At 68.9% G+C, this 24,559-nt stretch carries 22 protein-coding genes; 13 read left to right on the top strand and 9 right to left on the bottom strand.

Annotated features, from left to right (window positions below; translation table 11 throughout):
• Positions 1–42 precede the first annotated feature (42 nt).
• The 3 genes from msrB to ACQE3C_RS01480 are packed head-to-tail and all read left to right on the top strand — an operon-like array spanning position 43 to position 2,392.
• A complete protein-coding gene (gene msrB, locus ACQE3C_RS01470; RefSeq protein WP_434537418.1) occupies positions 43–501 on the top strand; it encodes a peptide-methionine (R)-S-oxide reductase MsrB in 459 nt (152 codons plus the stop codon).
• Between the two features lie 54 nt (positions 502–555).
• On the top strand, positions 556–1,152 hold the full coding sequence (locus tag ACQE3C_RS01475) for a DUF3000 domain-containing protein (RefSeq protein WP_434537419.1): 597 nt from the start codon (positions 556–558) through the stop codon (positions 1,150–1,152).
• Positions 1,142–2,392 (top strand): HRDC domain-containing protein, encoded by a 1,251-nt coding sequence (locus ACQE3C_RS01480; protein ID WP_434537420.1) that lies wholly within the window; start codon positions 1,142–1,144, stop codon positions 2,390–2,392. Before ACQE3C_RS01475 ends, ACQE3C_RS01480 begins: the two co-directional genes overlap by 11 nt.
• 26 nt (positions 2,393–2,418) lie before the next feature.
• On the opposite strand, the gene dxs is transcribed toward ACQE3C_RS01480, so the two are convergent.
• The 3 genes from dxs to acnA form a co-directional block, all read right to left on the bottom strand.
• Positions 2,419–4,329 (bottom strand): 1-deoxy-D-xylulose-5-phosphate synthase, encoded by a 1,911-nt coding sequence (gene dxs / locus ACQE3C_RS01485; protein ID WP_434537421.1) that lies wholly within the window; start codon positions 4,327–4,329, stop codon positions 2,419–2,421.
• A gap of 48 nt (positions 4,330–4,377) precedes the next feature.
• A complete protein-coding gene (locus tag ACQE3C_RS01490; RefSeq protein WP_434537422.1) occupies positions 4,378–4,848 on the bottom strand; it encodes a hypothetical protein in 471 nt (156 codons plus the stop codon).
• A 155-nt stretch (positions 4,849–5,003) separates the two neighbouring features.
• A complete protein-coding gene (gene acnA / locus ACQE3C_RS01495) occupies positions 5,004–7,679 on the bottom strand; it encodes an aconitate hydratase AcnA (protein WP_434537423.1) in 2,676 nt (891 codons plus the stop codon).
• A gap of 217 nt (positions 7,680–7,896) precedes the next feature.
• Here acnA and arsM point away from each other — a divergent pair, with 217 nt between their 5' ends.
• Positions 7,897–8,682: an arsenite methyltransferase gene (gene arsM / locus ACQE3C_RS01500; protein WP_434537424.1), complete on the top strand. Its 786-nt coding sequence runs from the start codon at positions 7,897–7,899 to the stop codon at positions 8,680–8,682.
• Positions 8,683–8,694: 12 nt separating this feature from the next.
• Here the strand turns inward: arsM and ACQE3C_RS01505 are convergent, their stop codons facing one another.
• Positions 8,695–9,864 carry a class I SAM-dependent RNA methyltransferase gene (locus ACQE3C_RS01505; RefSeq protein WP_434537568.1) on the bottom strand — a complete coding sequence of 390 codons (1,170 nt, stop codon included), beginning with the start codon at positions 9,862–9,864 and terminating at the stop codon, positions 8,695–8,697.
• 290 nt (positions 9,865–10,154) lie between these two features.
• A complete protein-coding gene (locus tag ACQE3C_RS01510) occupies positions 10,155–12,185 on the bottom strand; it encodes an APC family permease (RefSeq protein ID WP_434537425.1) in 2,031 nt (676 codons plus the stop codon).
• A gap of 107 nt (positions 12,186–12,292) precedes the next feature.
• Between ACQE3C_RS01510 and ACQE3C_RS01515 the strand changes: the two genes are divergently transcribed.
• The 4 genes from ACQE3C_RS01515 to ACQE3C_RS01530 all read left to right on the top strand — a co-directional run bounded on the left by ACQE3C_RS01515 (position 12,293) and on the right by ACQE3C_RS01530 (position 16,398).
• Positions 12,293–13,138, top strand: coding sequence for a transketolase (locus tag ACQE3C_RS01515; RefSeq protein ID WP_434537426.1), 846 nt, complete (start codon positions 12,293–12,295; stop codon positions 13,136–13,138).
• Complete coding sequence (locus ACQE3C_RS01520) at positions 13,135–14,094, top strand: transketolase family protein (RefSeq protein ID WP_434537427.1); 960 nt, start codon at positions 13,135–13,137, stop codon at positions 14,092–14,094. The genes ACQE3C_RS01515 and ACQE3C_RS01520 overlap by 4 nt, the downstream gene beginning before the upstream one ends.
• A 78-nt stretch (positions 14,095–14,172) precedes the next feature.
• Complete coding sequence (deoC, locus tag ACQE3C_RS01525; RefSeq protein ID WP_434537428.1) at positions 14,173–14,877, top strand: deoxyribose-phosphate aldolase; 705 nt, start codon at positions 14,173–14,175, stop codon at positions 14,875–14,877.
• A gap of 3 nt (positions 14,878–14,880) precedes the next feature.
• Entirely contained in the window at positions 14,881–16,398 is a 1,518-nt protein-coding gene (locus ACQE3C_RS01530) for a xylulokinase (protein ID WP_434537429.1), read from the top strand.
• Here the strand turns inward: ACQE3C_RS01530 and ACQE3C_RS01535 are convergent.
• A complete protein-coding gene (locus ACQE3C_RS01535) occupies positions 16,368–17,090 on the bottom strand; it encodes an NUDIX hydrolase (RefSeq protein ID WP_434537430.1) in 723 nt (240 codons plus the stop codon). The two genes, ACQE3C_RS01530 and ACQE3C_RS01535, sit on opposite strands and share 31 nt — an antisense overlap.
• 102 nt (positions 17,091–17,192) lie before the next feature.
• Here ACQE3C_RS01535 and pnuC point away from each other — a divergent pair, with 102 nt between their 5' ends.
• From pnuC to ACQE3C_RS01550, 3 genes are read left to right on the top strand one after another with little or no spacing between them, the layout of a single operon-like run.
• Positions 17,193–17,798 carry a nicotinamide riboside transporter PnuC gene (pnuC, locus tag ACQE3C_RS01540; protein ID WP_434537431.1) on the top strand — a complete coding sequence of 202 codons (606 nt, stop codon included), beginning with the start codon at positions 17,193–17,195 and terminating at the stop codon, positions 17,796–17,798.
• Positions 17,795–18,811 carry an AAA family ATPase gene (locus tag ACQE3C_RS01545; protein ID WP_434537432.1) on the top strand — a complete coding sequence of 339 codons (1,017 nt, stop codon included), beginning with the start codon at positions 17,795–17,797 and terminating at the stop codon, positions 18,809–18,811. The genes pnuC and ACQE3C_RS01545 overlap by 4 nt, the downstream gene beginning before the upstream one ends.
• A 9-nt stretch (positions 18,812–18,820) precedes the next feature.
• Positions 18,821–19,684 carry an oxygenase MpaB family protein gene (locus ACQE3C_RS01550; RefSeq protein WP_434537433.1) on the top strand — a complete coding sequence of 288 codons (864 nt, stop codon included), beginning with the start codon at positions 18,821–18,823 and terminating at the stop codon, positions 19,682–19,684.
• A gap of 33 nt (positions 19,685–19,717) precedes the next feature.
• Here the strand turns inward: ACQE3C_RS01550 and ACQE3C_RS01555 are convergent, their stop codons facing one another.
• Together ACQE3C_RS01555 and ACQE3C_RS01560 are read right to left on the bottom strand one after the other, a co-directional pair.
• Positions 19,718–20,941: a dicarboxylate/amino acid:cation symporter gene (locus ACQE3C_RS01555; RefSeq protein ID WP_434537434.1), complete on the bottom strand. Its 1,224-nt coding sequence runs from the start codon at positions 20,939–20,941 to the stop codon at positions 19,718–19,720.
• A gap of 87 nt (positions 20,942–21,028) precedes the next feature.
• Positions 21,029–21,604 (bottom strand): TetR family transcriptional regulator, encoded by a 576-nt coding sequence (locus ACQE3C_RS01560; protein ID WP_434537435.1) that lies wholly within the window; start codon positions 21,602–21,604, stop codon positions 21,029–21,031.
• 68 nt (positions 21,605–21,672) lie between these two features.
• Here ACQE3C_RS01560 and ACQE3C_RS01565 point away from each other — a divergent pair, with 68 nt between their 5' ends.
• Positions 21,673–23,322 (top strand): FAD-binding protein, encoded by a 1,650-nt coding sequence (locus tag ACQE3C_RS01565; protein WP_434537436.1) that lies wholly within the window; start codon positions 21,673–21,675, stop codon positions 23,320–23,322.
• Between the two features lie 74 nt (positions 23,323–23,396).
• Positions 23,397–23,651, top strand: coding sequence for a hypothetical protein (locus ACQE3C_RS01570; RefSeq protein ID WP_434537437.1), 255 nt, complete (start codon positions 23,397–23,399; stop codon positions 23,649–23,651).
• Positions 23,652–23,670: 19 nt separating this feature from the next.
• Here the strand turns inward: ACQE3C_RS01570 and ACQE3C_RS01575 are convergent, their stop codons facing one another.
• Positions 23,671–24,474, bottom strand: a complete 804-nt coding sequence (locus ACQE3C_RS01575) for an HAD hydrolase family protein (protein WP_434537438.1) — start codon at positions 24,472–24,474, stop codon at positions 23,671–23,673.
• Positions 24,475–24,559 lie beyond the last annotated feature (85 nt).

Below are 24,559 nucleotides of genomic sequence, written 5' to 3' on the forward strand. Positions count from 1 at the left end.
CATAGTGGGAGTGCACCAGCCGACAGCTCCAGGAGGACCCCCATGAGCGAGACGAGCGAGACGACCAGCACCGATGATGTGGCACGCCCGCGCCTGATCAAGACCCCGGAGCAGTGGCGCGCCCAGTTGAGCGACTTCGAGTACCACGTGCTGCGCGAGGCCGGCACCGAGCGGGCCTTCACCGGTGAGTACACCGACACCGAGACCGAGGGCATCTACCGCTGCAAGGGCTGCAACAGCGAACTGTTCCGCAGCACCGAGAAGTTCCACTCCCACTGCGGCTGGCCCAGCTTCTTCGCACCGCTGGCCGAAGACCGGGTGCGCTACATCGAGGACCGCTCGCTGCCGGGTCGTCCGCGCGTCGAGGTGCGCTGCGCCACCTGTGACGGGCACCTGGGCCACGTCTTCGAGGGCGAGGGCTACGGCACCCCGACCGACCTGCGCTACTGCATCAACTCGGTCTCCCTGACCCTGGAAGAGGGCCCGGTCGCCCGTTCCTGACCACCCCGGCGCGGCTCACCGTCGCGGGCCGCCGGGCGACCTATCGTGGAAACCGTGACGTTTCCACCAGCGCTGCCACAGGACCACGTCTTCGACGACGTGGTCGCAGAACTGAAGGCGTACCGGTGGCGCCGGGAGGTCACCATCACCGAAATCCCGTCCCCCCAACGCATCGCCCCCCACTCGGCGGCGATCTCCGCCGAGGTGGCCGTGGACGGTGACGAGGTGGGCAGCGGACGACTCGTCCTGCTGCACGACCCGCACGGCAACGACGCCTGGGCCGGCACCTACCGACTGGTCTCCTACGCCCGCGCCGATGTCGACCTGGAGATGGTCACCGACCCCCTGCTCGCCGAGGTCGGCTGGGGCTGGCTGGTCGAGGCACTCGAACAGCGCCACGCCACCTACGTCGCCGCCTCGGGCACCGTGACGGCCGTCTCGAGCCGCTGCTTCGGGGAGATGAGCGGCGACCCCGACCGGGCCGAAGTCGAGATCCGGGCCTCCTGGACCCCCCTGTTCGAGGACGGCGTGACGCTCGGGGCGCACCTGGGTGCCTGGCAGGACCTGCTCTGCCTCACCGCCGGGCTGCCCCCCTTGCCCGAAGGGGTGGTCCTGCTGACCCCGCGCCCGGGATCGAACCGTGGACGCTGACGAACAGCTGCCCGTCCTCGAGGCCCCCCGCGAGGGACTACCACCCCTGGTGTCCACCGCCCAGGCCCTGGACGAGACCGTCGGCGCACTGGCCGCCGGGGCGGGCCCGGTGGCGGTCGATGCCGAACGGGCCCAGGGCTTCCGCTACAGCGGCCGGGCCTACCTGCTGCAGTTCCGCCGCCAGGGATCCGGCACCCACCTGGTCGACCCGATCCCGTTCGCCGACAAGGACCCCGAATCCGGCCTGGAACCGCTCGCCGAGGCACTGGAACCCACCGAATGGATCCTGCACGCCGCCTCCCAGGACCTGCCCTGCCTGCGCGAGTGCGGGTTGTACCCGCACAGCCTGTTCGACACCGAACTCGCCGGGCGGTTGCTGGGCCTGGAGCGAGTCGGCCTCGGCGCGATGATCGAGCGCTACTTTGGCCTGACCCTGCGCAAGGAGCATTCCGCGGCGAACTGGTCGATGCGACCCCTGCCCGAGGACTGGCTGGTCTACGCCGCCCTCGATGTGGAACTGCTCGTCGAGCTGCGTGAGGTGATGGCCACTGAACTGGTCGAGGCCGGCAAGGACGAGTGGGCCCGCCAGGAGTTCGACCACGTGCTGGCCTCCTTCGCCAGCCCGGCTGCCCCGAGGGTCGACCCGTGGCGACGCACCTCGGGCATCATCCAGGTGAAGTCGGGACTCGGCTTGGCCGTGGTGCGCGAGTTGTGGCAGGCTCGCGACGAGATCGCCCGAGCCAACGACACCGCCCCCAGCAAGGTGCTGCCCGACCGCGCCATCAGCGAACTGGCGGCCGGCATCACCAAGACCGGGCCGCTGCCCTCACGCCACGACCTGCGGGCCATTGAGGGTTTCCGGCGACGCCAGGCCAAGCGCTACGAGTCGAGCTGGGTCGCGGCCCTCGACCGGGTCGCGGCGCTGCCGAAGGGTGGTCTGCCGCCGACCCGCTCGCCGCACACCGACGGCCCACCGGCACCGAAGACCTGGGAACGCAACGCCCCCGAGGCCCACGCCCGGTGGGGCCGGGTGCGCCCGGCGGTCAATGAGCTGGCCGAGGAACTGCACCTGCCCTCGGAGAACCTGCTCACCCCCGACACCCTGCGCCGGATCACCTACGCTCCCCCGGACGACCGCAGCCCGCAGGGGGTCGATGAGCGGCTCGACGAGCTCGGGTCGCGTCCCTGGCAGCGCGAACTGGTCGTCGGGGTGCTGGCCGAGGGCCTGCAGGACGACTGAGCCCCGCCGACACTGACCCGCCGGGGTCAGGCGTGCAGTTCCTGCTCCGAGGAGCTGGTGGACCCGGTGAGCTTGGCGTGCTTCTCGATCACGGTCCGGGAGATCTGCTGGGCCGACAGGCCCAGGGAGTCGAGCAGTTCGTTGCGGCTGGCATGCGGCAGGAAGTCGTCGGGGATGCCGAAGTCCATCACCGGCACCTGCACATCGACCGCGCGCAGCGCCTGGGCGAGCTGGTCGCCCGCCCCACCGACCACGACGTTGTCCTCGACGGTGACCACCAGGCGGTGCTGGCCGGCCAGGCTGACCAGGCCGGGGTTGATCGGCAGCGACCACAGGGGGTCGACGACACGCACCCCGATCCCCTGTTCGATGAGGCGGTGGCCCACCTCGAGCGCGAGGCCGACGAACTGGCCGTGGCCGACGACCAGCACTTCGGGGTCACGGCTGGCGAGCAGGATGTCGATGCCGTCCTTGGTGGCCACGGCGGGGATCGGGTCGGGCAGGCGCTCCTTGGAGTAGCGCACCACGGTGGGGGCGTCGTCGACGTCGATGGCGGCGCGCAGTGCCTGCACCAGGCGTTCCTGGTCGCGGGGGGCGGCCAGCCGCAGGCCGGGCACCAGGCCGAGCAGGCTGATGTCCCACATGCCGTTGTGGCTGGCGCCGTCGCTGCCGGTGATCCCCGAGCGGTCGAGCACGATGGTCACGCCCAGCTTGTGCAGGGCCACATCCATCAGCAGTTGGTCGAAGGCCCGGTTGAGGAAGGTGGCGTACAGCGCGATCACCGGGTGCAGGCCGGCCGAGGCCATGCCCGCGGCCGAGGCGACGGCGTGTTGTTCGGCGATGCCGACGTCGAAGGTGCGGTCGGGGTAGGCGGCCGCAAAGCGGGCCAGGCCGGTGGGGTGCAGCATGGCCGCGGTGATGGCCACCACGTCGTCACGGTCGGCGCCGATGCGCACCATCTCTTCGGCGAAGGCCTGGGTCCAGGTGGCCTGCACCGAGGTGGCCAGCGGCACACCGGTGACCGCGTCGATCTTGCCGACCGAATGGAACTGGTCCTCCTCGTTCTCTTCGGCGGCGCGGAAGCCCTTGCCCTTCTGGGTGATGCAATGCACGATCACGGGCCCGCCGAAGTCACGGGCGCGGTGCAGGGCCAGTTCCAGGCTGGCCAGGTCGTGGCCGTCGATCGGCCCGACGTACTTCAGGCCCAGGTCGCTGAACATGCTCTGCGGGGCCAGGATGTCCTTGATGCCGGTCTTGATGCCGTGCAGCATGTCGTAGGTCGGCTTGCCGACCAGCGGTGCCTTGCTGACGCCGCGCTTGATGATGCCCAGGGTCTGCTCGTAGGTGCGGCTGGTGCGCAGCGCCGACAGGTGGTTCGCCACTCCCCCGATCGTCGGGGTGTAGGAGCGGCCGTTGTCGTTGACGATGATCACCAGCGGCAGGTCGGGTTCGGCGGCGATGTTGTTCAACGCCTCCCAGGCCATGCCGCCGGTCAGGGCACCGTCACCAATGACCGCCACGACATGCCGGTCGACCCCCCGCAGCTGGAAGGCCTTGGCCATGCCCTCGGCCCACGACAGTGAGGTGCTGGCGTGGGAGTTCTCCACCCAGTCATGCTCGGACTCCTCGCGGGACGGGTAGCCCGACAGACCGCCCTGCTGGCGCAGCTTCTCGAAGCCTGCCCGGCGCCCGGTCAGCAACTTGTGCACATAGCTCTGGTGGCCGGTGTCGAAGATGATCGGGTCGGTCGGTGAGTCGAAGATCCGGTGGATCGCCATGGTGAGCTCCACCACGCCGAGGTTCGGGCCCAGGTGGCCACCGGTGCGGCTGACGCTGCGGACCAGGAACTCACGGATCTCGTCGGCCAGCTGCTCCAGTTGGGGCTTGCTGAGGGCGCGCAGATCCGAGGGCGCGGTAATTGAATCCAGCAGGGCCATGCGGTCAAGTCTAGGCCCTCAGCCCCACCGGCACGGACGAAGCGCCGCTCAGAGCCGGGCGATGAAGATCTTGCCGCGCAGCGATTCCTCGACCAGCATCACCGCCCGGCGCAGTCGCACCAGCCGGGCCTCTTCACGCTGCAGCACGTCGACCGAGTCATCCAGCACGGGCACGTCGACATAGTCACCCAGGCTGCTGCGGGCCTGGGCGATGCCGTCCCGGGTGGCCCGCAACTGGCTCTCGACGAACTGGGCGGCGAACCGAGCCAGCACGACCGGCTGGCGGCGCAGCAGTGGGTAGCCGCGGTACTCGGGCGGGCAGCAGTCCAGCAGGAACCCCACTGCCGAGGCCTCCCAGTCCGACTCGGTCGGCGGCAGGACCTGTTCGGGCCAACCCGGCGGGATGAACATGCGGGCCGAATCGGCGATCGGCTTGGTGCGCCCCTGCGCCACACGGCGGGGCCGGGCACCGCCGTCATCGGTGCGGCTCCACTCATGGCGAAACACGGTCGTGGTCATGTTGTCCCTCCTGGACGTGAGCGGTGTCGGCATCCCCGACAACCTCGAACACGTGTTCTATTCTAAGTGTCTGTTCGATCCACCGCAAGAGCCGGGCGGGAAAACCACAAGCCCCCCGCACCATGAGGGTGCGGGGGGCTTGTCGGGCCGGTGGGTCAGGCCTTGGCCAGGTTGCGCAGCACGTACTGCATGATGCCGCCGTTGGTGTAGTAACCGCGCTCACCGGGGGTGTCGATGCGCAGCAGCGCCTCGAAGGTGGTCACGGTGCCGTCGGGGGCGGTCGCGGTCACGGTCAGGCACTCGGGGGTGGTGCCCTCGTTCAGCTCGGTGACCCCGGCGATGTCGAAGGTCTCCTCGCCGGTCAGCCCGAGGGTCTCGGCCGAGACACCCTCGGCGAACTGCAGCGGCAGCACGCCCATGCCGATGAGGTTCGAGCGGTGGATGCGCTCGTAGCTCTCGGCGATGACGGCCTTGACGCCCAGCAGTGCGGTGCCCTTGGCGGCCCAGTCACGCGAGGACCCCGAGCCGTACTCCTTGCCGGCCAGCACGACCAGCGGGGTGCCGGCTTCCTGGTAGGCCACCGAGGCGTCGTACACGGTGGTCACCGGAGCGTCGGGCTGGGTGAAGTCGCGGGTGAAGCCACCCTCGGTGCCGGGGGCCACCTGGTTGCGCAGGCGGATGTTGGCGAAGGTTCCCCGGATCATGACCTCGTGGTTGCCACGGCGCGAGCCGTAGGAGTTGAAGTCACGACGCGCCACACCGTGCTCGGTGAGGTACTTGCCGGCGGGGCTGTCGGCCTTGATGTTGCCGGCCGGGCTGATGTGGTCGGTGGTCACCGAGTCACCCAGCTTCAGCAGCACGCGGGCACCGCTGATGTCGGTGACCGGCGCCGGTTCGGCGGGCATGCCGTCGAAGTAGGGGGGCTTGCGGACGTAGGTGGACTGTTCGTCCCAGTCGAAGATGTTGCCGTCCGGGGTGGGCAGCGAACGCCAGCGCTCGTCACCGGTGAACACGTCGGCGTAGCGGTCGGTGAACATCTCGGAGCTGATCGAGGAGTTGATCACCTCGTCGATCTCTTCCTGGGTCGGCCAGATGTCGGTCATGAAGACGTCGTTGCCGTCCGAGTCCTGGCCGATCGGGTCGTTGAACAGGTCGATGTCCATGGTGCCGGCGATCGCGTAGACGATGACGAGCATGGGGCTGGCCAGGTAGTTCATCTTCACGTCGGGGCTGATGCGGCCCTCGAAGTTGCGGTTGCCCGAGAGCACGGCGGCCACGGCCAGGTCTTCGGAGTTCACCGCGTCCGAGATCTCGGGGATCAGCGGGCCGGTGTTGCCGATGCAGGTGACACAGCCGTAGCCGACCAGGTTGAAGCCCAGTTCGTCCAGGTAGGTGTCGAGGCCGGCCTTCGAGTAGTAGTCGGTGACGACCTGCGAGCCGGGGGCCAGGGAGGTCTTGACCCACGGCTTGCGGGTCAGGCCCTTCTCGACGGCCTTCTTGGCCAGCAGGCCGGCGCCGAGCATGACGCTGGGGTTCGAGGTGTTGGTGCACGAGGTGATCGAGGCGACCGCGACGGCCCCGTTGGACAGTTCGAAGTTCTCACCGTCCGACAGAGTGACCGGGACGACGGCATCCCCGGCCTGGCTGTAGGTGGGGATCGCGTCCTGGAAGTTCTGCTTCGACTCGGTCAGCTTGATGCGGTCCTGGGGGCGCTTCGGGCCGGCGATCGAGGGCACGACGGTGGTCAGGTCGAGCTCGAGGTACTCGGAGTAGCGCGGCTCGTGGTCGGCCTGGTGCCACATGCCCTGGGCCTTGGCGTAGGCCTCTACCAGCTTGATCTGGTGCTCGTCGCGGCCGGTGAGGCGCAGGTAGTCGGTCGTCCGGTCGTCGATCGGGAAGATCGCGATGGTCGAACCGTACTCGGGCGACATGTTGCCGATGGTGGCGCGGTTGGCCACCGGCACGGCGCCGACGCCCTCGCCGTAGAACTCGACGAACTTGCCGACCACCTTGTGCTCACGCAGCATCTCGGTGATGGTCAGCACCAAGTCGGTGGCGGTGGTGCCCTCGTTGAGCTCGCCGGTCAGCTTGAAACCGACCACCCGCGGGATCAGCATGCTGACGGGCTGGCCGAGCATCGCGGCCTCCGCCTCGATGCCACCCACGCCCCAGCCCACCACGCCCAGGCCGTTGACCATGGTGGTGTGCGAGTCGGTGCCGACGCAGGTGTCGGGGTAGGCCTGCAGCACGCCGTTGACCTCGCGCGGGAACACGACGCGGGCGAGGTGCTCGATGTTGACCTGGTGGACGATGCCGGTGCCCGGGGGTACGACCTTGAAATCGTCGAATGCGGTCTGGCCCCAGCGCAGGAACTGGTAGCGCTCACGGTTGCGCTGGTACTCGATCTCGGTGTTCTTCTCGAAGGCCTCGGGGGTGCCGAAGACCTCGGCGATGACCGAGTGGTCGATCACCATCTCGGCCGGGGACAGCGGGTTCACCTTGTTCGCGTCGCCACCCAGTTCGACGACGGCCTCACGCATGGTGGCCAGGTCGACCACGCAGGGCACGCCGGTGAAGTCCTGCATGATCACGCGGGCGGGGGTGAACTGGATCTCGCGGTTGGGCTCTGCGGTGGCATCCCAGTTGCCGAGCGCCTTGATGTCCTCGGCGGTGATGTTGGCGCCGTCCTCGGTGCGCAACAGGTTCTCCAGCAGAACCTTCAGGCTGTAGGGCAGCGACTCGTGACCCTCGACGGCGTCCAGCCGGAAGATCTCGTAGCTGGTCCCGTCCACCTCGAGCGTGGACTTGGCCTCGAAACTGTTGATGCTCATGCTTCTCCTCTTCGGGTCTTGGTCGCGACCAAAGTTACTGTTCAGCAGCACTCGTCGGCCGCCCGGCCCTGACGCCTTCATCCGAATATCTCTCGACATCAAGATATCAGAAGCCGGATAACGTTTCCAGTCTGCCAAAGGCCCCGCGACCACGCCGACGACGGGCCGACAATGGTCGAGTAGGCTCGATTCCAGACCCCAGGTGAACGGAACAGTCATGACGGAGAACCCGACCGATCCCGCCGAGCTGCGCGAGACGGTGCGCGCCCACTACGCCGGCGCCGCCAGGTCCGCCGGCCGGCGCCTGGACCTGCTCGTCGAGGACGACTGCTGCTCCACCACCTCCTGCTGCGGGGAGGCCCAGGTGCCGGCAGGCTTCGGCGCCGGCCTCTACGACCTCACCTCGTCCTCGAGCCTGCCGATCGAAGCCCTTGAGGCCAGTCTCGGGTGCGGCAACCCGACCGCGGTGGCCGAGTTGCGTGAGGGTGAGCGGGTGCTCGACCTGGGGTCCGGCGGCGGCATCGACGTGCTGCTGTCGGCCCAGCGGGTGGGGCCCACCGGCTTCGCCTACGGCGTCGACATGACCGACGAGATGCTCGACCTGGCCCGCGAGAACGCCGTCCGGGCGCAGGCGAGCAACGTGGAGTTCCTGAAGGGCACCATCGAGGACGTGCCCCTGCCCGACGAGTCGGTGGACGTGGTGATCTCCAACTGCGTGATCAACCTGTCGGTCGACAAGCCGGCGGTGATCGCCGAAATGTTCCGGGTGCTGGCCCCCGGTGGCCGGATCGGGATCTCCGACGTGGTCGCCGAGGACCACCTCTCCCCCGAGGAGCGGGCCGAGCGCGGTTCCTTCGTCGGCTGCATCGCCGGTGCGCTGTCCCGTTCTGAGTACCTCGACGGGCTGACCGCCGCCGGGTTCGGTGATACCGGCGTGGAGTTCACCCACGAGAACGCCCCGGGCATGCACTCGGCGATCATCCGCGCCACCAAGCCCCGGTAGCCGCGACCTGCATCAGTTCGGGTCAAGGGCAGTTCGCTCCAGCAAAGCGACGCACTCGACGTGGTGCGTCATCGGGAACAGGTCGAAGGCGCGGATCTTCGTGGGTGCCCAGCCGAGTTCGGCGAACGTGGCCAGGTCGCGGGCCAGGGCGGCCGGGTCGCAGGCCACGTAGGCGATCGCCCTGGCGCCCAGGCCGGCGAGACGGTTGACCACCTTCGTCCCTGCCCCGCTGCGGGGTGGGTCGAGGACGATGATGTCGACCTGGTGGGGCAACTGGTTGAGGTGGCGTTCGAGCGGTCCGGCGATGATCTCGGCCTCGGGCACGTTGCGGGCGGCGAACCCGGCGGCCCGACGGTCCTGCTCCACGCCGAACACCCGCACCCCCTTGGACGCCAGCGCCGCAGCGAACAGGCCGACGCCGCAGTACAGGTCGAGACCGACCTCACCGGGCTGGGGTTTCAGCGCCTTCAGCACGGCCCTGGTGAGCACTTCGGGCGCCTTGCGGTGCGGCTGCCAGAAGCCGTCGGTGGCCACCTGCAGCGGGGTCCGGCCCACCAGCTCGGTCACGCTGCGGCGCCCCAGCAGCACGTCACGACCGGCCACCGCCGAGACCGGTTCCCCGGTGGCGACGTACATGTCCTGGCCCTGCGCCTCGCGGGCCAGCTGGCGCAGCTCGTCGGTCTCGGGCCCGGTTGCATCGGCGATCCGGCAGCCTCCCGGAGGCACCTCCACCACATCGTGGGAACGGTGGGCGCGCAGCCCCGCGGTGCCGGTCTCGGTGACGTAGCGCATGCGGGTGCGCCAGTGCAGCGGGTCGCCGACCGCCTCGACCGCGCCGTCCCACTCGATCCCGGCGAGGCGTGCCAACTGCTCGGCCACCACCCGCCGCTTGAGTTCACGCTGGTGGGCGGGGTCGACATGCTGGAAGTCGCAGCCACCGCAGCTGCCGGCGACCGGGCAGGGGGCGGGCACCCGATGGGGGCTGCGGTCGCGTACTTCGGCGACGTCACCGCGCCAGAACTTGGCCTTGGCGGTGTCGGTCAGGCGCACCATCACCGTTTCACCGGGGATGCCGTGGCGCACGAAGATGACCCGACCGTCGAGGCGAGCCACGCAGTGGCCACCGTGGGCCACCGGCCCGACCTCGACCGGTCCGACGACCGTCCCCGGCCCGGGCACCACGGGGGAACTGGCAGCGGCACTCACGCTGGTGAGCCTACCGCTCGTTCTCCCCCGCGCTCCGCGTTCAGAGGCGCCAGAACAGTGCCGCCAACGCCAGCGAACGGCGTGAAAGTGCATGCCTTTCGAAAGTTCCGATGTCGAGGAGGTCGCCCGGGCCCGGATGTGCGTCCTGCGGTCATCAGCGGAGATGACGCCCGATTCCCCAAAACCTGACAGGTGGTTCAGGTCTCAGAAAATGCAACGTTCCTCACACCGGGACGCCACTGGGGAGGACCTGCGTTATCGATTCGTTACACGTCCGAGGGTGGGTCGGGGACCCGCGGCGTGCCGGGTCGGCGCCAGGTCGCCGGGTGGCGCTGGGCCATCAGCTCGCCCTGTCCCTTCGAACTGCGCAACCGGAACGGCACGCTGGTCACCATCACGCCGGTGATGAAGTGCAGCCGGGTGCGGATCAGCAGGGCGGTCTGGTTGTGCAGGGGGCTGAGCCACCAGCCGACCACGTACTCGGGAATGTAGACCGTCACCGCATCGCGCGGGTTCCCGCTGCGCACGCCCTTCACGTAGTCGACGAACGGTGAGGTGACCTCCCGGTAGGGCGAGGAGACGACCCGCAGCGGCACGTCGACGTCCAGCGCCTCCCACTCGTCGAGCACGCGGCGCGAGACCTGCGGGTCGACCGAGACGTGGACGGCTTCCAGGTCGCTGGGGCGGGTCGCCTTGGCGTACATCACCGCGCGCACCGTTGGCTTGTCGACGGCGTTGACCAGGATGATCCCCCGCACCCGCGAGGGGATCACCCGTTCGACCTCGTCGCTGACCCGCAGTTCGTCGGCCACCATGTCGTAGTGCCGGCGGATGCCGCGCATGACCACGACGAGCCCGATGATCGCAACCACGACCAACCAAGCGCCGTGGGTGAACTTCGAGACCAGCACGACCCCCAGCACCAGGGCGGTCAGGACGAACCCGACGGCGTTGATCACGCGGGCGCGGGTCATCCGTTGCCGTTCGACCGGGTCGCGCTCGGTCAGCAGGTGGCGGCTCCAGTGCTTGACCATGCCGAACTGGGTGATCGTGAACGACAGGAACACCCCGACGACGTAGAGCTGGATCAGCGCGGTGACCGAGGCCCCGAAGATGACCACCACCGCGACCGCGCCGATGGCCAGGGTGAGGATGCCGTTGGAGTAGGTCAGCCGGTCGCCGCGGGCGTGCAGTCGTTTGGGCAGGTGGCCGTCGCGGGCCAGTACCGAGCCCAGCGCCGGGAAGCCGGTGAACCCGTTGTTGGCCGCCAGCACCAGGATCAGGATCGTGCTGATGATCACCAGGTAGAAGCCCAGCGGGAAGGAGCCGGCGAAAACGGCGCTGGCGAGTTGGGCGATCACCGTCTGCCCCTCGGCCAACCGGGTGGTGCCGTCGGGCAGGACGAAGTACGACCCGCCGGTCACGTCGACCTGGTGCACCCCGGTCAGCCTGGCCAGGGCGAGGGTGCCGAGCAGCATGGTGATAGAGATCAACGCCATGGCCGCCAGCGTGGTGGCGGCGTTCTTCGACTTGGGTTCCTTGAACGAAGGCACTCCCGAGCTGATCGTCTCCACGCCCGTGAGGGCAGCCGAACCGGTCGAGAAGGAGCGCGCCAGCAGCGCCACCAGCACGAACCCCTCGAGGTTGGAGTAGGCATCAACCCCGACCACGGTCCAGTCGGCGGTGGGTGAGGTGAGCGTCTCCCCCAGCCCGACGATGCGGACCAGCCCCCACAGCACCATCCCGGTGACCGAGAAGATGAACGCATAGGTCGGCACCACGAACCAGATGCTCGACTCGCGCATGCCGCGCAGGTTCACCAGGGCCAGGCCGATGATGACCACCACGGCGGCGAGCACCTCGTTGCCCTCGAGAAAGGGCAGCATGGCCTTGGCGTTCTGCACCCCGCTCGAGACCGAGACCGCCACCGTGAGGGTGTAGTCGATCAGCAGGGCTGCTGCCACGGTGACCCCGGCGCCCTGCCCCAGGTTGACCCGGGCGACCTCGTAGTCGCCACGACCGCGGGGGTAGGCGCGCACGATCTGGCGGTAGCTCCAGACGACCACGAGCATCACGACGGCCACCGCGATGCCGACCTGCCACGAGAAGGCGAAGCCGGCCATGCCGGCCAGCGACAGGGTGAGCAGGATCTCGTCGGGCGCATAGGCCACCGAGCTGAGGGCGTCCGAAGCGAACACGGGCAACGCCAGTCGCTTGGGCATCAGCCGCTCCCCCAGTTGGGTGGAGGCGAGTTTCCGGCCAATGACCAGCCGCTTGAGCCCGTCGGCAATGTTCACCACAGCACTGTATTCCCCCTCGCACCGGCGCGCAGGGACCTTGCTTGTCTACACTTGTCTATGTATCGTGTACAAGCACGTACAAGTTGCTCCAGGAACAGGGACTCATGACGACTCCAGACACCCAGCAGTTGCAGGTGCACGCCGCCAGGGCGCGGCGCAATGTGCTGCGCATGCTCGAGGCCAACCCCAACGGCCACCTCGGTGGGGCCATGTCGGCCATCGACATGATCACGGCGATCTACTTCCACGCCATGCGTCCGTCGACGGGCGTCGACGACCCGGGTCGCGACCGATTCCTGCTGTCGGCCGGCCACAAGGCCATGGGCCAGTACGCGGTGCTCGCCGAGAAGGGCATCATCGATGAGTCCGTCCTCGACCAGTACGGCGCGCTGTCCTCCCCCATCCCCGGCCACCCCAACATGAGCCTGCTCCAGGGCATCGAGGCCAACACCGGTGCCCTCGGTCACGGCCTGCCGATCGCCTGCGGCATGGCCCTGGGCCTGCGCCGCGAGCACCCCGACGCGCGCATCTACGTGATGATGGGCGACGGTGAGCTGCCCGAGGGCAGCAACTGGGAGGGCGCGGCCATCGCCGCCCACTATTGCCTCGACAACATCGTCGCCTTCGTCGACCTCAACGGCATGCAGATCTCGGGCACCACCGAAGAGGTCATGAACATGAACTCGGTGGTCGAGAAGTTCCGTGCCTTCGGCTGGTCGGTCAGCGAGATCGACGGCCACGACATGGCCCAGATCACCGCCGCGCTCGATTCGGCCCCGACTGAGCCCGGCAAGCCGACCGTCTTCGTCGCCCACACCATCAAGGGCAAGGGCGTCAGCTCCATCCAGGGCACCGTGCCCAGCCACTACTGGAAGCCCAAGGCCGACGAGCTGGCCGAGGCGGTCGCCGAGAGCGAAGCGCTGATCAAGACCCTGGAGGACGCCCGATGAGCAACCCGACCCCCAGCAACCAGACCTACGACCCCCGCAAGGAGTTCGGGCGCGCCGTCGCCGAGGTCGCCGAGGACGACGAGCGTGTGGTCGTGATCTCGACCGACTCGGGCAAGTCGTCCGGTTTCGGTGACTTCCTCAAGGCCCACCCGGAGCGCTACTTCGAGGTCGGCATCGAGGAGCAGGGCGCCACCGGGCTAGCCGCCGGGCTCGCGACAACCGGCAAGATCCCGGTCTTCTGCGCCATCGCCCCGTTCGTGACCGCGCGCAACTACGAACAGTTCCGCAACGACATCGGCTACATGGAACAGAACGTCAAGATCGTCGGGCGCAACGGTGGCATGACCTACGCCGACCTGGGGTCGACCCACCATTCGCTCGAGGACTACGCGATCATCCGGATGATCCCCGGCGTGACCATCCTCGCCCCCCAGGACTACTCCGAGATCCGGGCCGGAGTGAAGGCCATGATCGAACACGACGGCCCGGTCTACATGCGCATCGGCGCCGGCAACGTGCCGGTGCTCTTCGAGGAGGACTTCGAGATCGGCAAGGGTCGCCACGTGCGCCGGGGCAGCCAGGTCACCATCGTCTCGGCCGGCTACCAGACCATCGAGACCATGAAGGCCGTTGATGCCCTGGTCGCCGACGGCATCGACGTCGACCTGATCTGCCTGGGCACGATCGTGCCACTGGACGAGCAACTCGTGCTGGAGTCGGCCCGGCGCACCGGTCACGTCATCACGGTCGAGGAGCACTACGACCGCGGCGGGCTGGGCGGCATCGTCAGCGAACTGATCGCCCATGAGGGTGGGGCGGTCGTCGACATCATCGCCGTGCCGCACACCTTCGTCCACACGGGAACCTACGCCGGGCTGCAACAGCAGCACGGACTGGATGCCGCCTCACTACGCACCAGGATCACTGACCTGGTGGCCAGGCGCGCCACCCCCTGAGCCCACGGCCCCAGCACCGCCCGGTGCTGGGGGCCGTGTCCATTGAAGGAACCATCAACAACGAGGTTGGGAGACACTATGACGCTCAGCGTCCCAGAATTCGCCAAACACTTCGACATGGCCCTGCACCGGCAGGACTCGTTGGAGTCCGAGATCAGGGCGCATGCCCAGGCCGCCCGCGATGCCGGCGTGGCCGCCTGCTACACCAACTCCTACTGGACCCCGGTGGTGGCCGAGGTCCTGGCCGGCTCCGACGTGCGCGTCGGCACCGCCATCTCCTTCCCCTACGGCGCCACCTCCACCGCGATGAAGTTCGCCGAGATCGAGGAGGGCCTGGAACTGGGCGCCACCGCGGTCGACATGGTGCTGAACATCGGCGAACTGCGCGCCGGCAACCACGACTTCGTCCGCCGTGAGGTCGAAGGGCTCGTGGAACGCACCCAGGGCAAGGCTTTGTCGAAGCTGATCTTCGAGGTCTGCTTCCTCACCGACGAGGAGATCGCCACCCTCACCCGGATCTGTTCCGACGCCGGGGTCGACTACGTCAAGACCGCGACCGGCTCGGAGGGTTTCCCCACCGAGGCACAGGTCAAGGTCATGAAGGACAACATCACCAACGACAAGACGCTGTTGAAGGTCTCGGGCGTGCCGCGCACCTTCGCGCTGCCGGCCGCCCTGTGGCTGATCGAGCGCTACGACGTGAAGCTGATCGGAACCCGTTCGGCGGCCAAGCTGGTCGCCCAGTACGCCGCCGAAGTCGCCGGCGAGAACCAGGAGGCCTGAGCCATGACCGAGTACCTGATGGGAATTGACGCCGGCACCACCGGCTGCAAGTCGATCGTCTTCGACTTGAACGGCAATGTGATCGGGCAGGACTACCGCGAGTACGGCTGCACCTACCCGGGCCCGGGCCTGGTCGAGCAGCGCTACGACGAGATCATCCCGCCGCTGGCCGACTCGTGCCGGGCAGCGATCGAGGCGTCCGGGGTCGATGCCGCCGACATCAAGGCCGTGGCCTTCTCGACCCAGGCCACCCTGATGGCAATGGTGGACGAGAACCACGAGATGATCCGCGACTTCGTCTCGTGGATGGACCTGCGCGGGGCGGACTACATCCCGAAGCTGCGTGAGGCCTACGGTGCGGCCGAGATCTACCAGGAGACCGGTGACCCGCAGGGCACCAACAGCGCCGCCCCGAAGTGGGCGTGGCTGCGCGACAACGAGCCCGAGAACTGGGCGAAGACCCGCTGGTTCCTCTCCGAGCAGGAGTTCCTGCTCAAGGACTGGGGGGCCGAGGAGTACTGGACCGACCTGTCCACCGCCTCCCGCGAGGGCATGCTCGACGTCGACAACGTCGACTGGTCGAAGGGCGTGCACGACCTGGTCGGCATCCCGCTCGACAAGCGCGCCACCGTGGTCACCGAACCGGGCAAGGTCGTCGGCAAGATCTCGGCAGAGATGGCCGCGAAGACTGGGCTGGCCGAAGGGACGCTGCTGTGCCTGGGCGCCCACGACCAGAACTGTTCGACCTTCGGCGGTGGAGCGGTCAACGACGGCGACTGCGTGATGGTGATGGGCACCTTCGGGTCGTGCTACGTGGTGATGGACAAGCCGCTGCGCGACCCCGACCGCACCCTGATCGTCAAGCCGAACCACGGCCTGGGCAACTGGACGATCGAGGCCTTCTCGAACACGTCGGCCTCATCCTTCCGCTGGTACCGCGACACCTTCGGCGACCTGGAGAAGAGGGACGGCGCCGAGGCCGGGGTGGACCCCTACGACCTGATCACCGAGAAGGCCGACCGCTCCCCTGCCGGCGCCAACGGCATCACCTTCCTGCCCTTCCTGGCCGGTGTGTCGGGCTCGCGGCAGAACCCGGCCGCGCAGGCGAACCTGCACGGCATGAGCATGTCGACCACCAAGGACGACATCGCCCGGGCGGTGCTCGAGGGCATCTGCTTCGAGATGCTTGACATCCTCAATGCTCAGGCCAAGGCTGGCATCGAGGTGAGCACCATCCGGCTGGTCGGTGGTGCGGCCAAGTCGCGGATGTGGTCGCAGATGCTGGCTGACATCTTCCAGCGCCCCATCGAGATCCTGCGGACCTCGGAGGCCGGCTGCCTCGGGGCTGCCATGTACGCCGGTGTCGGGGCCGGGCTGTACGAGTCGTGCGCGGCTGCTGCCGAGCAGGCCGTGGCGGTGGTCGACCGCTTCGAGCCGAACCCCGAGAACGCGGCGGCCTACGACGAGGCCTTCGACCGCTGGGTCAAGCTCTACGAGGCGCTCAACGGCCGGATGTTCTGAGCCGGGCGCAGCACCGCAGGGTGCAACTGGGTGGCCGGTCCGCGGGTGTACAGCATCGCGGGCCGGCCACCTCCGCGCGTGGTGCGTTCCCCGGTCTCGACCAGGAAGTCCTCGGCGGTGGTGACCTTGCGGTGGAAGTTGCGGGGGTCGACCGCGGTCCCCCAGACCGCTTCGTAGACCGTCCGCAGTTCGGCCACCGTGAACCGCTCCTGGACGAAGGCGGTGGCCAGGGTCGAGTACTCCAGCTTCGAACGCGCCCGTTCCAGGCCGTCGGCCAGGATCTGGCCGTGGTCGAAGGCCAGCGGCAGGGCGACTGCCTCGTCCACCTCGACCCAGCGGGCCGCAGCGGCGTCGCTGCCCGCCGAGGGCAGCGGCAGTCCCTCGCCCAGGGCCAGCCAGGCCACGCTCACCACCCGCATCCGCGGGTCACGCCCGGGCGCACCGTAGCTGCGCAGTTGCTCGAGGACGACCTGGTCGCGCCCGATGCCGGCCTCCTCGGCCAGCTCGCGGTAGGCGGCGTCCTCGATGTCCTCCTGGGCGAGGGTGAAGCCCCCAGGCAGCGCCCAGTCGCCCTCGTGCGGCCACTGGCCGCGTTGCACCAGCAGCACGTGCAGCCGTTCGTCGCGCAGCGTCAGCACGACCAGGTCGACCGTGACCGCGAACGGCGGGAACTCGTGGGCGTCGTAGCTCATGCCCCCACCCTACCTGTAATCGTCAACTTGACGATAGAGATCGTGGTGGTGCATGCTATTCGTCATAGAGACGATAACCGCTGGGGAGTGAGGAGTTCCACCATGGACTGGACAGAGGCAGCCGGATTCATCACCGGTGGGTTGTGCGTGTGGTTGGTCGTGAAGCAGAACATCTGGACCTTCCCGCTCGGCATCGCCAACAACATCTTCTTCATCGTGCTGTTCCTGCGCGTCGGCCTCTACGCCGATGCTGGCCTGCAGGTGGTCTACATCGGCCTGGGCCTGCTCGGCTGGTGGTGGTGGCTGCACGGCGGCCCCGACCGGCAGAAGCTCGTGGTCAAGGACACCCCGCGCTGGGCGTGGCCGGCCGCGGTCGCGGTCATCGCAGCCGGCACGTGGGGCCTGCACCTGGCGCTGACGACCTGGACCGATTCGACGGTGGCCGGGTGGGACGCGCTGACCACCACGATGAGCCTGACCGCACAGCTCATGCTGAACCGCAAGTGGATCGGCAACTGGGTCATCTGGATCGCGGCCGACGTCATCTACATCGGCCTGTACGCCAGCAAGGGCCTGTGGCTGACCAGCGTGCTGTACGCCGTGTTCCTGTCCATGTGCATCATGGGGCTGCGCCAGTGGCGGGCCGCCAGGGCCGCCCAGGTCGCCCCCGAACCGGTACCGGCCGAGCCGGTGGGGGTCGCACGATGAGCCGCCGGTTCGCCCACGGCCTGGTGATGGGCAAGTTCTACCCCTTCCATGCCGGCCACCAGTTGCTGGTGCGCACCGCCAGCGCCCAGTGCGAGCGCGTCACCGTGCAGGTGCTGGCCAACTCCCAGGAGCGGATCCCCATGGAGGTCCGCGCCGGCTGGATCCGTGAGGAGCACCCGGAGGTGAACGTGGTCACCGGCATGGACGAGGCGGAGGTCGACTTCGACTCCCCCACCGCCTGGGACGCCCACATGCAGGTCATCGAGGCACTGCTCGACGCACCGGTCGATGCCGCCTTCACCAGCGACGACTACGGTGCCGAGCTCGCCCGCCGGCTCGATGCCGAATGGGTGCAGGTCAACCCCGGACGAGTGGGGCTGCCGGTCTCCGGCACCGCCGTGCGGGCCGACCCCGCCGCCCAGTGGTGGGCGCTGCCGACGCCGGTGCGGGCCTGGATGGCGCGGCGGGTGGTGGTGGTCGGCGCCGAATCGACCGGCACCACGACGCTGGCGCAGGACCTGGCCGCCGTGCTGGGCTGCCCCTGGGTGCCCGAGTTCGGCCGCCAATGGAGCGCCGAGCGACCCGGCGGGCTGACCGCACCGTGGCACACGGGCGAGTTCGACCTGGTCGCCCGTGAGCAGGCCCGCCGGGAGGACGACACCGCCCGCACGACCCCGGTGCCGCTGCTGGTCTGCGATACCGACCCGCTGGCCACCACGATCTGGCACGAACGCTACGTCGGCGAGCGGTCCCCCGGCGTCGAGGCCTTCGCCGCAACACGCCGCCCGGACCTGTACGTGTTGACCAGCAACGACATCGCCTTCGTCCAGGACGGCATGCGTGACGGGGAGCACCTGCGCGAGTGGATGACCGCCCGCTTCCGGGAAGTGCTGGCCGACCAGCCCGTGCGGTGGATCGAGGTCCGCGGCAGCCGCGCCGAGCGCGTGGCCCAGGTGCGCGCCGAGCTGGACCGCGCCAGTGACCTGCCGTGGTGGGCGATGCGGTCGGCCTAGGCTGGGTCCATGAACCCGGTTCATGAGGTGCAGCGGCGGGTCGGCATGGCCGTGCTCAGCAGGGTGGGCGGTGACGACCCGCTGGCCCGACGCGCCGACACCGTCGACAAGCCGGGCCCGCGCTGGTTCAGCCCCTCCGACCCCGTCTGGCGGCTGCACGACGACGCCGCCATGTTCGCCAGTGGGGTGACCGCGCTGCTGCTGCAGTCGCTGCACCCGCTGGCGATGGCCGGGGTGACGGGGCATTCGGGCTACAAGGACGACCCCTGGGGCCGCCTGCAGCGCACCAGCGACTACATCGGGCGCACCACCTTCGGCACCACGGCTGACGCCGAGGCGATGATCGCCCGCGTGCGGGCCGTGCACGAGCGGGTGCGCGGCAAGGACTTCCGCGGCCGGCCCTACCGCGCCAGCGACCCCCACCTGCTGGCGTGGGTGCACATCGCCGAGATCTGGGCCTTCCTCGCCGGTCACCGTGCCTATGGGGCCGACCACCTCACGCCGGCGGACGAGGACCGCTACGTCGAACAGTGCGCGCTGCCCGCGTCCTTGCTCGGGGTCATCGACCCGCCAACGACCGTGGCCGACCTCGAGGCGGCAATCGACGCCTACCGGGCCGAGCTCGAGGCCTCCCCCGCCGCGGTCGAGACGGCCCGGTTCCTGCTCACCGACCCGCCGCTGGCGTGGTGGGCCCGTCCCGCCTACGGCCTGCTTGCCGCCGGTGGGCTGGCGGTGCTGCCCGGTTGGGCGGCACGCGAGTTGGGCCTGCGCCAACCCCGGACGGGTTTCGCGCGGGGCCGGGCGGGGGTGGCCGCTGTCCGCTGGGGCCTGGCAGGCGTGAGCGGCAGCAGGAGGCCGCCCTCGTCCGACTGAGTCGCCGTCCCTGGTCGGTCAGGCCCTGGTCTGTCAGGCCGTGGTGGGTGCGCTGTCGTCGGTGGGCAGGTGCAGGCCCAGGTCGACGTGGCCGGGGTGGCCGGCGAACTTGTCGACGATCACCGCGATGGCACCGTCACCGGTGACATTGGCCGCGGTGCCGACCGAGTCGATGGCGATGTAGGTGGCGATCATCAGGCCGACCTGTTCAGGGCTGAAGCCCAGTTGCGATTCCAGCAGGGCGGCGGCGGTGACGATCGCACCACCGGGCACGCCGGGGGCGGCCACCATGGCGATGCCCAGCAGGAAGATTAAGCCCAGGATCACCGGCGGTGAGATCTGCAGGCCGAACATCACCATGATGGCCAGGGCGAAGCCGGTGATCTTGATCGTCGACCCGGCCAGGTGGATCGTCGCGCACAGCGGGATCACGAACGAGGCCACGTTCTGTGACACCCCGGCCTTGATGGCCGAGCGCAGCGTCACCGGGATGGTCGCGGCCGACGACGAGGTGCCGAGGGCGGTGGCGTAGGCAGGCATCATGGCCCGCATCATCGGCAGTGGGTTCTTCCGGGCGATCAGCCCGGCGACGCCGTACTGGATGAACAGGTAGATGATCGTCAGCGCGAACACGACCACGACCACCCAGAAGAACGACCGGATGACCGCCCACACCTGTCCGGCGTAGGTCATGTTCAGGAAGATGCCGAAGATGTAGACCGGCAGCAGCGGCACGATGACCTTGCTGATGACGATGTTGATGACCTCGCGGAAGTCGGTGAACACCTGGTGCAGGGCGGGCGCGTCGAACTGGGTCAGCGCCACCCCGACCACGAAGGCGAACACCAGTGCGCTCATCACCCCGAACATCGGCGGCATGTCGATGGTGAACCAGGGCGTCAGCAGGCCCGATTCGGGGTCGGCCAACTCGGTGACGTGGTTGCCGGTCAGCAGCCGCGGCCAGAACACCATGCTGGTGCCCCAGCTGAGCAGTCCGGCGACGATCGTGGAGGCATAGGCGATGCCCGCGGTGACCGCGAGCCACTTGCCCGCGCCCTTGCCGAGCTCGTCGATGGCCGGGGTGATCAACCCGACGATCAGCAGCGGGATGATGAACGCCAGGAAGTTCGAGAACAGCCCGTTGAAGGTGACGAAGATGCGCACCACGAAGCTGGGCAGGAATGACCCCAAGGCGACGCCGGCGATGATGGCGATGACCACCAGCACCAGCAGGTTGAACTTGAACAGCTTGGCCATGGGGGCCTCCTTCGACGTTCGGACCGGGTCATTCAATCACCCCGTTACCGTGGGTGTTGACCATGGTCCCCGTTTTGTCGGCGGCACTCAGCGTGCTGGGCGGGGCTGCTCGTGCCAGTGCTCGGCAAGGATCTGTCGCACCAGCGCCACCCGGTCGCGCCGCTGCTGTTCGTCGCGGGCCATCACGGCGGCCCCATAGACCATCTGCAGGCCGAGTTCGACGTCGAAGGGGGTGACCGAGGCGCCGACCAGCCCGGCGTGCTGGGCGCGGACAAGCGGTCTCGCGACGAGGTCGGTGAGCCGGCGTTCCCCGTCCAGGCTGTCCAGGTCGGCCCGGCTGCCGACCACCATCTCGATGAAGCCGAGGGAGTCAACGGTCAGCGCCAGGACCCGGTCGACGAGCCGGGTGAACGCCTCGGGGTCCTGGTCGTCGGCGAGTTGTTCGAGCTCGCCGAAGTTCTGCTCGAAGACGGCCAGCGCCAGGTCGATACGGCTCGGGAAGTGCCGGTACATCACGCCCTGGCTCACCCCTGCCTGTTTGGCGATGGCACTCAGCGGCACCTGGTAGCCCCGCTCGGCGAGGAGGTCACGGGCGGCCACGAGCAGCGCGGCTCGATTGGCGGCTGCTGCTGCGGGACCCCGGTTGCTGGCTCGGTTCGTCACACTGGCATCATAGGAACCGGACACTGTTGTCCTGTTCTCGTATCGTCACGAAGGAGTGGAGCGCCCCGATGAACACTTTCGACTACACCTACGACGTGGTCGTGGCCGGCACCGGCAGCTCCGGCATGGCCACCGCCCTTGCCGCCGCCGACCAGGGCCTGCGAGTCCTGCTGCTCGAGAGCACCGGCAAGTGGGGTGGAAACACCGCCATGTCGGGCGGCGGCATGTGGCTGCCCAACAACCCGCTGATGGCCCGCGACGGTGTCGGCGACTCCCGCGAGGAAGCCCTGGCCTACATGGAGGCCACCATCGGCGACGAGGGCCGGGCCACCAGCCGGGAACGCAAGGAGGCCTTCGTCGACGGCATCGCCGACTTCGTCGAGACTGCCACCAGGTACGGCGTCGAGCTGGTCCGGGCCCCCGACTACGCCGACTATTACCCCGAGCTGCCCGGCGGGAAGATCGGGCGCGCCCTGGAGGTCAAGCCTTTCGACGTGAAGAGGATCGGGGACTGGTGGCAGACCTGCCAGGCGCCGGCAGCACTGCCGGTCAAGACCGATGATGTCTGGCTGCTCGGCCGGGCCTGGTCGACCCCGGCCGGGTTCTGGCGTGGGGCGCAGCTGGTCTTCCGGGCGCTCGGCGGCCTCGTCCGGCGCCAGCAGCTCGGTGGCATCGGCTCCGCGTGGGCCGCGGCCTTCCTGGACGTGGTCGTCCAGCAACTGGGCTGCGACCTGTGGCTCAATGCCCCACTGGAGGAACTTGTCTTCGACGGTGACCGGGTCGTGGGCGCCAGGACCACCCGCGACGGTGCCACCGTCACCATCGGCGCGACGCGCGGGGTCATGCTGGCGGCCGGCGGTTTCGAGCACAACCGCGAGTGGCGCCGCGAGCACCACGGCATCGACGGCGCCTCCTCGGGTGCCCCGGGCAATGTCGGCAGCACCATCGCGCTGGCCGCGCAGGCCGGCGCCGCCCTCGAACTGATGGACGATGCCTGGTGGGGCGCCTCGGTGGAGGCCCTGCCCGGCGGGGAACCTCCGTTCATCGTCGGGGAGCGCTCCTTCCCCTACTCGATCATCGTGGACGCCAACGGTGAGCGCTTCGCCAACGAGTCCGAGTCGTACGTCGACCTGGGCCACCACATGCTCGAGCGTGACCCCGACGGCGCCTACTGGCTGATCTCCGACGTGCGCCACTCCCGCCGCTACCTGCGCACCTATGCCATGGACCCGCGCGCCAACAAGCAGATGCAGCAAGCCGGCATCATGGCCAAGGCTGGCACCCTGGCCGACCTGGCCGGCAGGATCGGGGTCGACCCGGCCCGCTTGCAGGCAACGGTCGACCGGTTCAACGAGTTCGCCCGCTCGGGCGTCGATGGTGACTTCGGACGAGGCAACTCCGCCTACGACCGCTACTACAGCGACCCGCTGGTGCGGCCGAACCCGAACCTCGGCCCCATCGAGAAGGGCCCGTTCACCGCATTCAAGCTGGTGATCGGTGACCTGGGCACCAAGGGTGGCGTGGTCACCGACACCGAGGGACGCGCGCTGCGCGAGGACGGTTCGGTGATCGAGGGCCTGTACGCGGCGGGCAACAACTCGGCCTCGGTGATGGGCCGCACCTACCCCGGCCCCGGCTCGACCATCGGCCCGGCCGCCGTCTTCGGGATGCGCGCTGGCCGTGACATGGCCAGGAACGTGGTGGCCGCCGAGGCCTGAAACCGGTCCCGCAGGTGCCAGACTGTGGGGCGTGACCGACGCGACCAGCAGTCCGCCCCGCTGTCCGAGAATGAGTGGCTGCGGTGGCGGACCATCCTGCGACGGGGCTGTTCATCACCTTCGCGCTGGGCATGTTGTGGCTGGTGCTGAACGTGAAGCTGCCCTCGGTCGGTGAACTGGGTGGTTCCATCGACACGCTGCGGGCCCGGGTCGACGAGCTGGGGTGGCTGGCGCTGCTGGTGATGACCGTGTGGTCCTATCGCAGCCTCAAGGGCACGGCCAAGGGACTGCCCGGCGCCCAGCTCGCCGCCGGTCCGGTGGACGACTGAGCCCCCCGCCGGCTGAGTCTCACAGCCAGCCGCGGACCAGTTCCAGCGCCTCGAGGGTGCTGGCTGCACTCCCCCGGCGATGATCGGTGTCCGAACCGCCCAGGGACGCCTCGTCCAGCGGTGCCACGGCGACGGCATGCCCGGCCCGGCTCAGCATGCCGATGTCGTTGTGCCCGTCACCGATGGCCAGCACCTCGTCCCAGCCGAGGCCGAGGTGGTCCATCAGCAGGTCACCGCCCTTGGTGCGCGCGGCGATCTCGGGCACCACGTCGGCGAACACATCGGACGACATCACCACCGAGAGCCCCGGCCACTCGTTGATCGACGCGGCGAGTTCGGCGGTGGCCTCGGAATGGTTCAGCAGCAGCAACACCTTGCCGATGTCGTCACGCCCGACAACCGGGTCGAGGACCGGCACATCACCCAGGAAGGTCTCCTCGTCACGAATCTTGTCGCTGATGCTGCGCACCAACCACTCGGTCGCCGAGTAGCACCAGGTCTCGATGCCGGCCTTGTCGGTCCCGGCCAGTACGCGCTCGACCACGCCGGCGGCCAGGGCGCGGTGGCCGAGCAACTGCCAGCCGGCGCCGTCCTCGTCCGATTCTCGGGCCATCACGGTGGCACCGCTGCTGCCGGCGACCAGGCTGATGGCCGGCACCTGCCCGGCAATCGTGCGCAGCGACCCGGTCGGGCGACCCGAGCACAGCGCCACCCGGATTCCCCGCTCGGCCAGCAGCGCGATCAGGTCGAGGGCGCCGGGGTTCCACTGGTCACGGTGCATCATCGTGCCGTCGACATCGAGCATCGCCAGGCGGATGGGCATGGTGTTCACCTTTCGGGGTGGTGGCTGTCAGCACCCCCGACCCTAGCGGGGTAGCGTGATCCCCGAGCACGGCATTGAAGGAGGC

Source organism: Aestuariimicrobium sp. Y1814 (assembly GCF_050113895.1).
GTDB lineage: Bacteria > Actinomycetota > Actinomycetes > Propionibacteriales > Propionibacteriaceae > Aestuariimicrobium.

Excerpts from the sequence above, each read along its gene's own strand:
- msrB (WP_434537418.1), top strand. The coding sequence starts at position 43 with ATGAGCGAGACGAGCGAGACGACCAGCACCGATGATGTGGCACGCCCG.
- dxs (WP_434537421.1), bottom strand. The coding sequence starts at position 4,329 with ATGGCCCTGCTGGATTCAATTACCGCGCCCTCGGATCTGCGCGCCCTC.
- ACQE3C_RS01490 (WP_434537422.1), bottom strand. The coding sequence starts at position 4,848 with ATGACCACGACCGTGTTTCGCCATGAGTGGAGCCGCACCGATGACGGC.
- acnA (WP_434537423.1), bottom strand. The coding sequence starts at position 7,679 with ATGAGCATCAACAGTTTCGAGGCCAAGTCCACGCTCGAGGTGGACGGG.
- arsM (WP_434537424.1), top strand. The coding sequence starts at position 7,897 with ATGACGGAGAACCCGACCGATCCCGCCGAGCTGCGCGAGACGGTGCGC.
- ACQE3C_RS01515 (WP_434537426.1), top strand. The coding sequence starts at position 12,293 with ATGACGACTCCAGACACCCAGCAGTTGCAGGTGCACGCCGCCAGGGCG.
- ACQE3C_RS01520 (WP_434537427.1), top strand. The coding sequence starts at position 13,135 with ATGAGCAACCCGACCCCCAGCAACCAGACCTACGACCCCCGCAAGGAG.
- deoC (WP_434537428.1), top strand. The coding sequence starts at position 14,173 with ATGACGCTCAGCGTCCCAGAATTCGCCAAACACTTCGACATGGCCCTG.
- ACQE3C_RS01530 (WP_434537429.1), top strand. The coding sequence starts at position 14,881 with ATGACCGAGTACCTGATGGGAATTGACGCCGGCACCACCGGCTGCAAG.
- ACQE3C_RS01535 (WP_434537430.1), bottom strand. The coding sequence starts at position 17,090 with ATGAGCTACGACGCCCACGAGTTCCCGCCGTTCGCGGTCACGGTCGAC.
- pnuC (WP_434537431.1), top strand. The coding sequence starts at position 17,193 with ATGGACTGGACAGAGGCAGCCGGATTCATCACCGGTGGGTTGTGCGTG.
- ACQE3C_RS01545 (WP_434537432.1), top strand. The coding sequence starts at position 17,795 with ATGAGCCGCCGGTTCGCCCACGGCCTGGTGATGGGCAAGTTCTACCCC.
- ACQE3C_RS01550 (WP_434537433.1), top strand. The coding sequence starts at position 18,821 with ATGAACCCGGTTCATGAGGTGCAGCGGCGGGTCGGCATGGCCGTGCTC.
- ACQE3C_RS01555 (WP_434537434.1), bottom strand. The coding sequence starts at position 20,941 with ATGGCCAAGCTGTTCAAGTTCAACCTGCTGGTGCTGGTGGTCATCGCC.
- ACQE3C_RS01565 (WP_434537436.1), top strand. The coding sequence starts at position 21,673 with ATGAACACTTTCGACTACACCTACGACGTGGTCGTGGCCGGCACCGGC.
- ACQE3C_RS01575 (WP_434537438.1), bottom strand. The coding sequence starts at position 24,474 with ATGCCCATCCGCCTGGCGATGCTCGATGTCGACGGCACGATGATGCAC.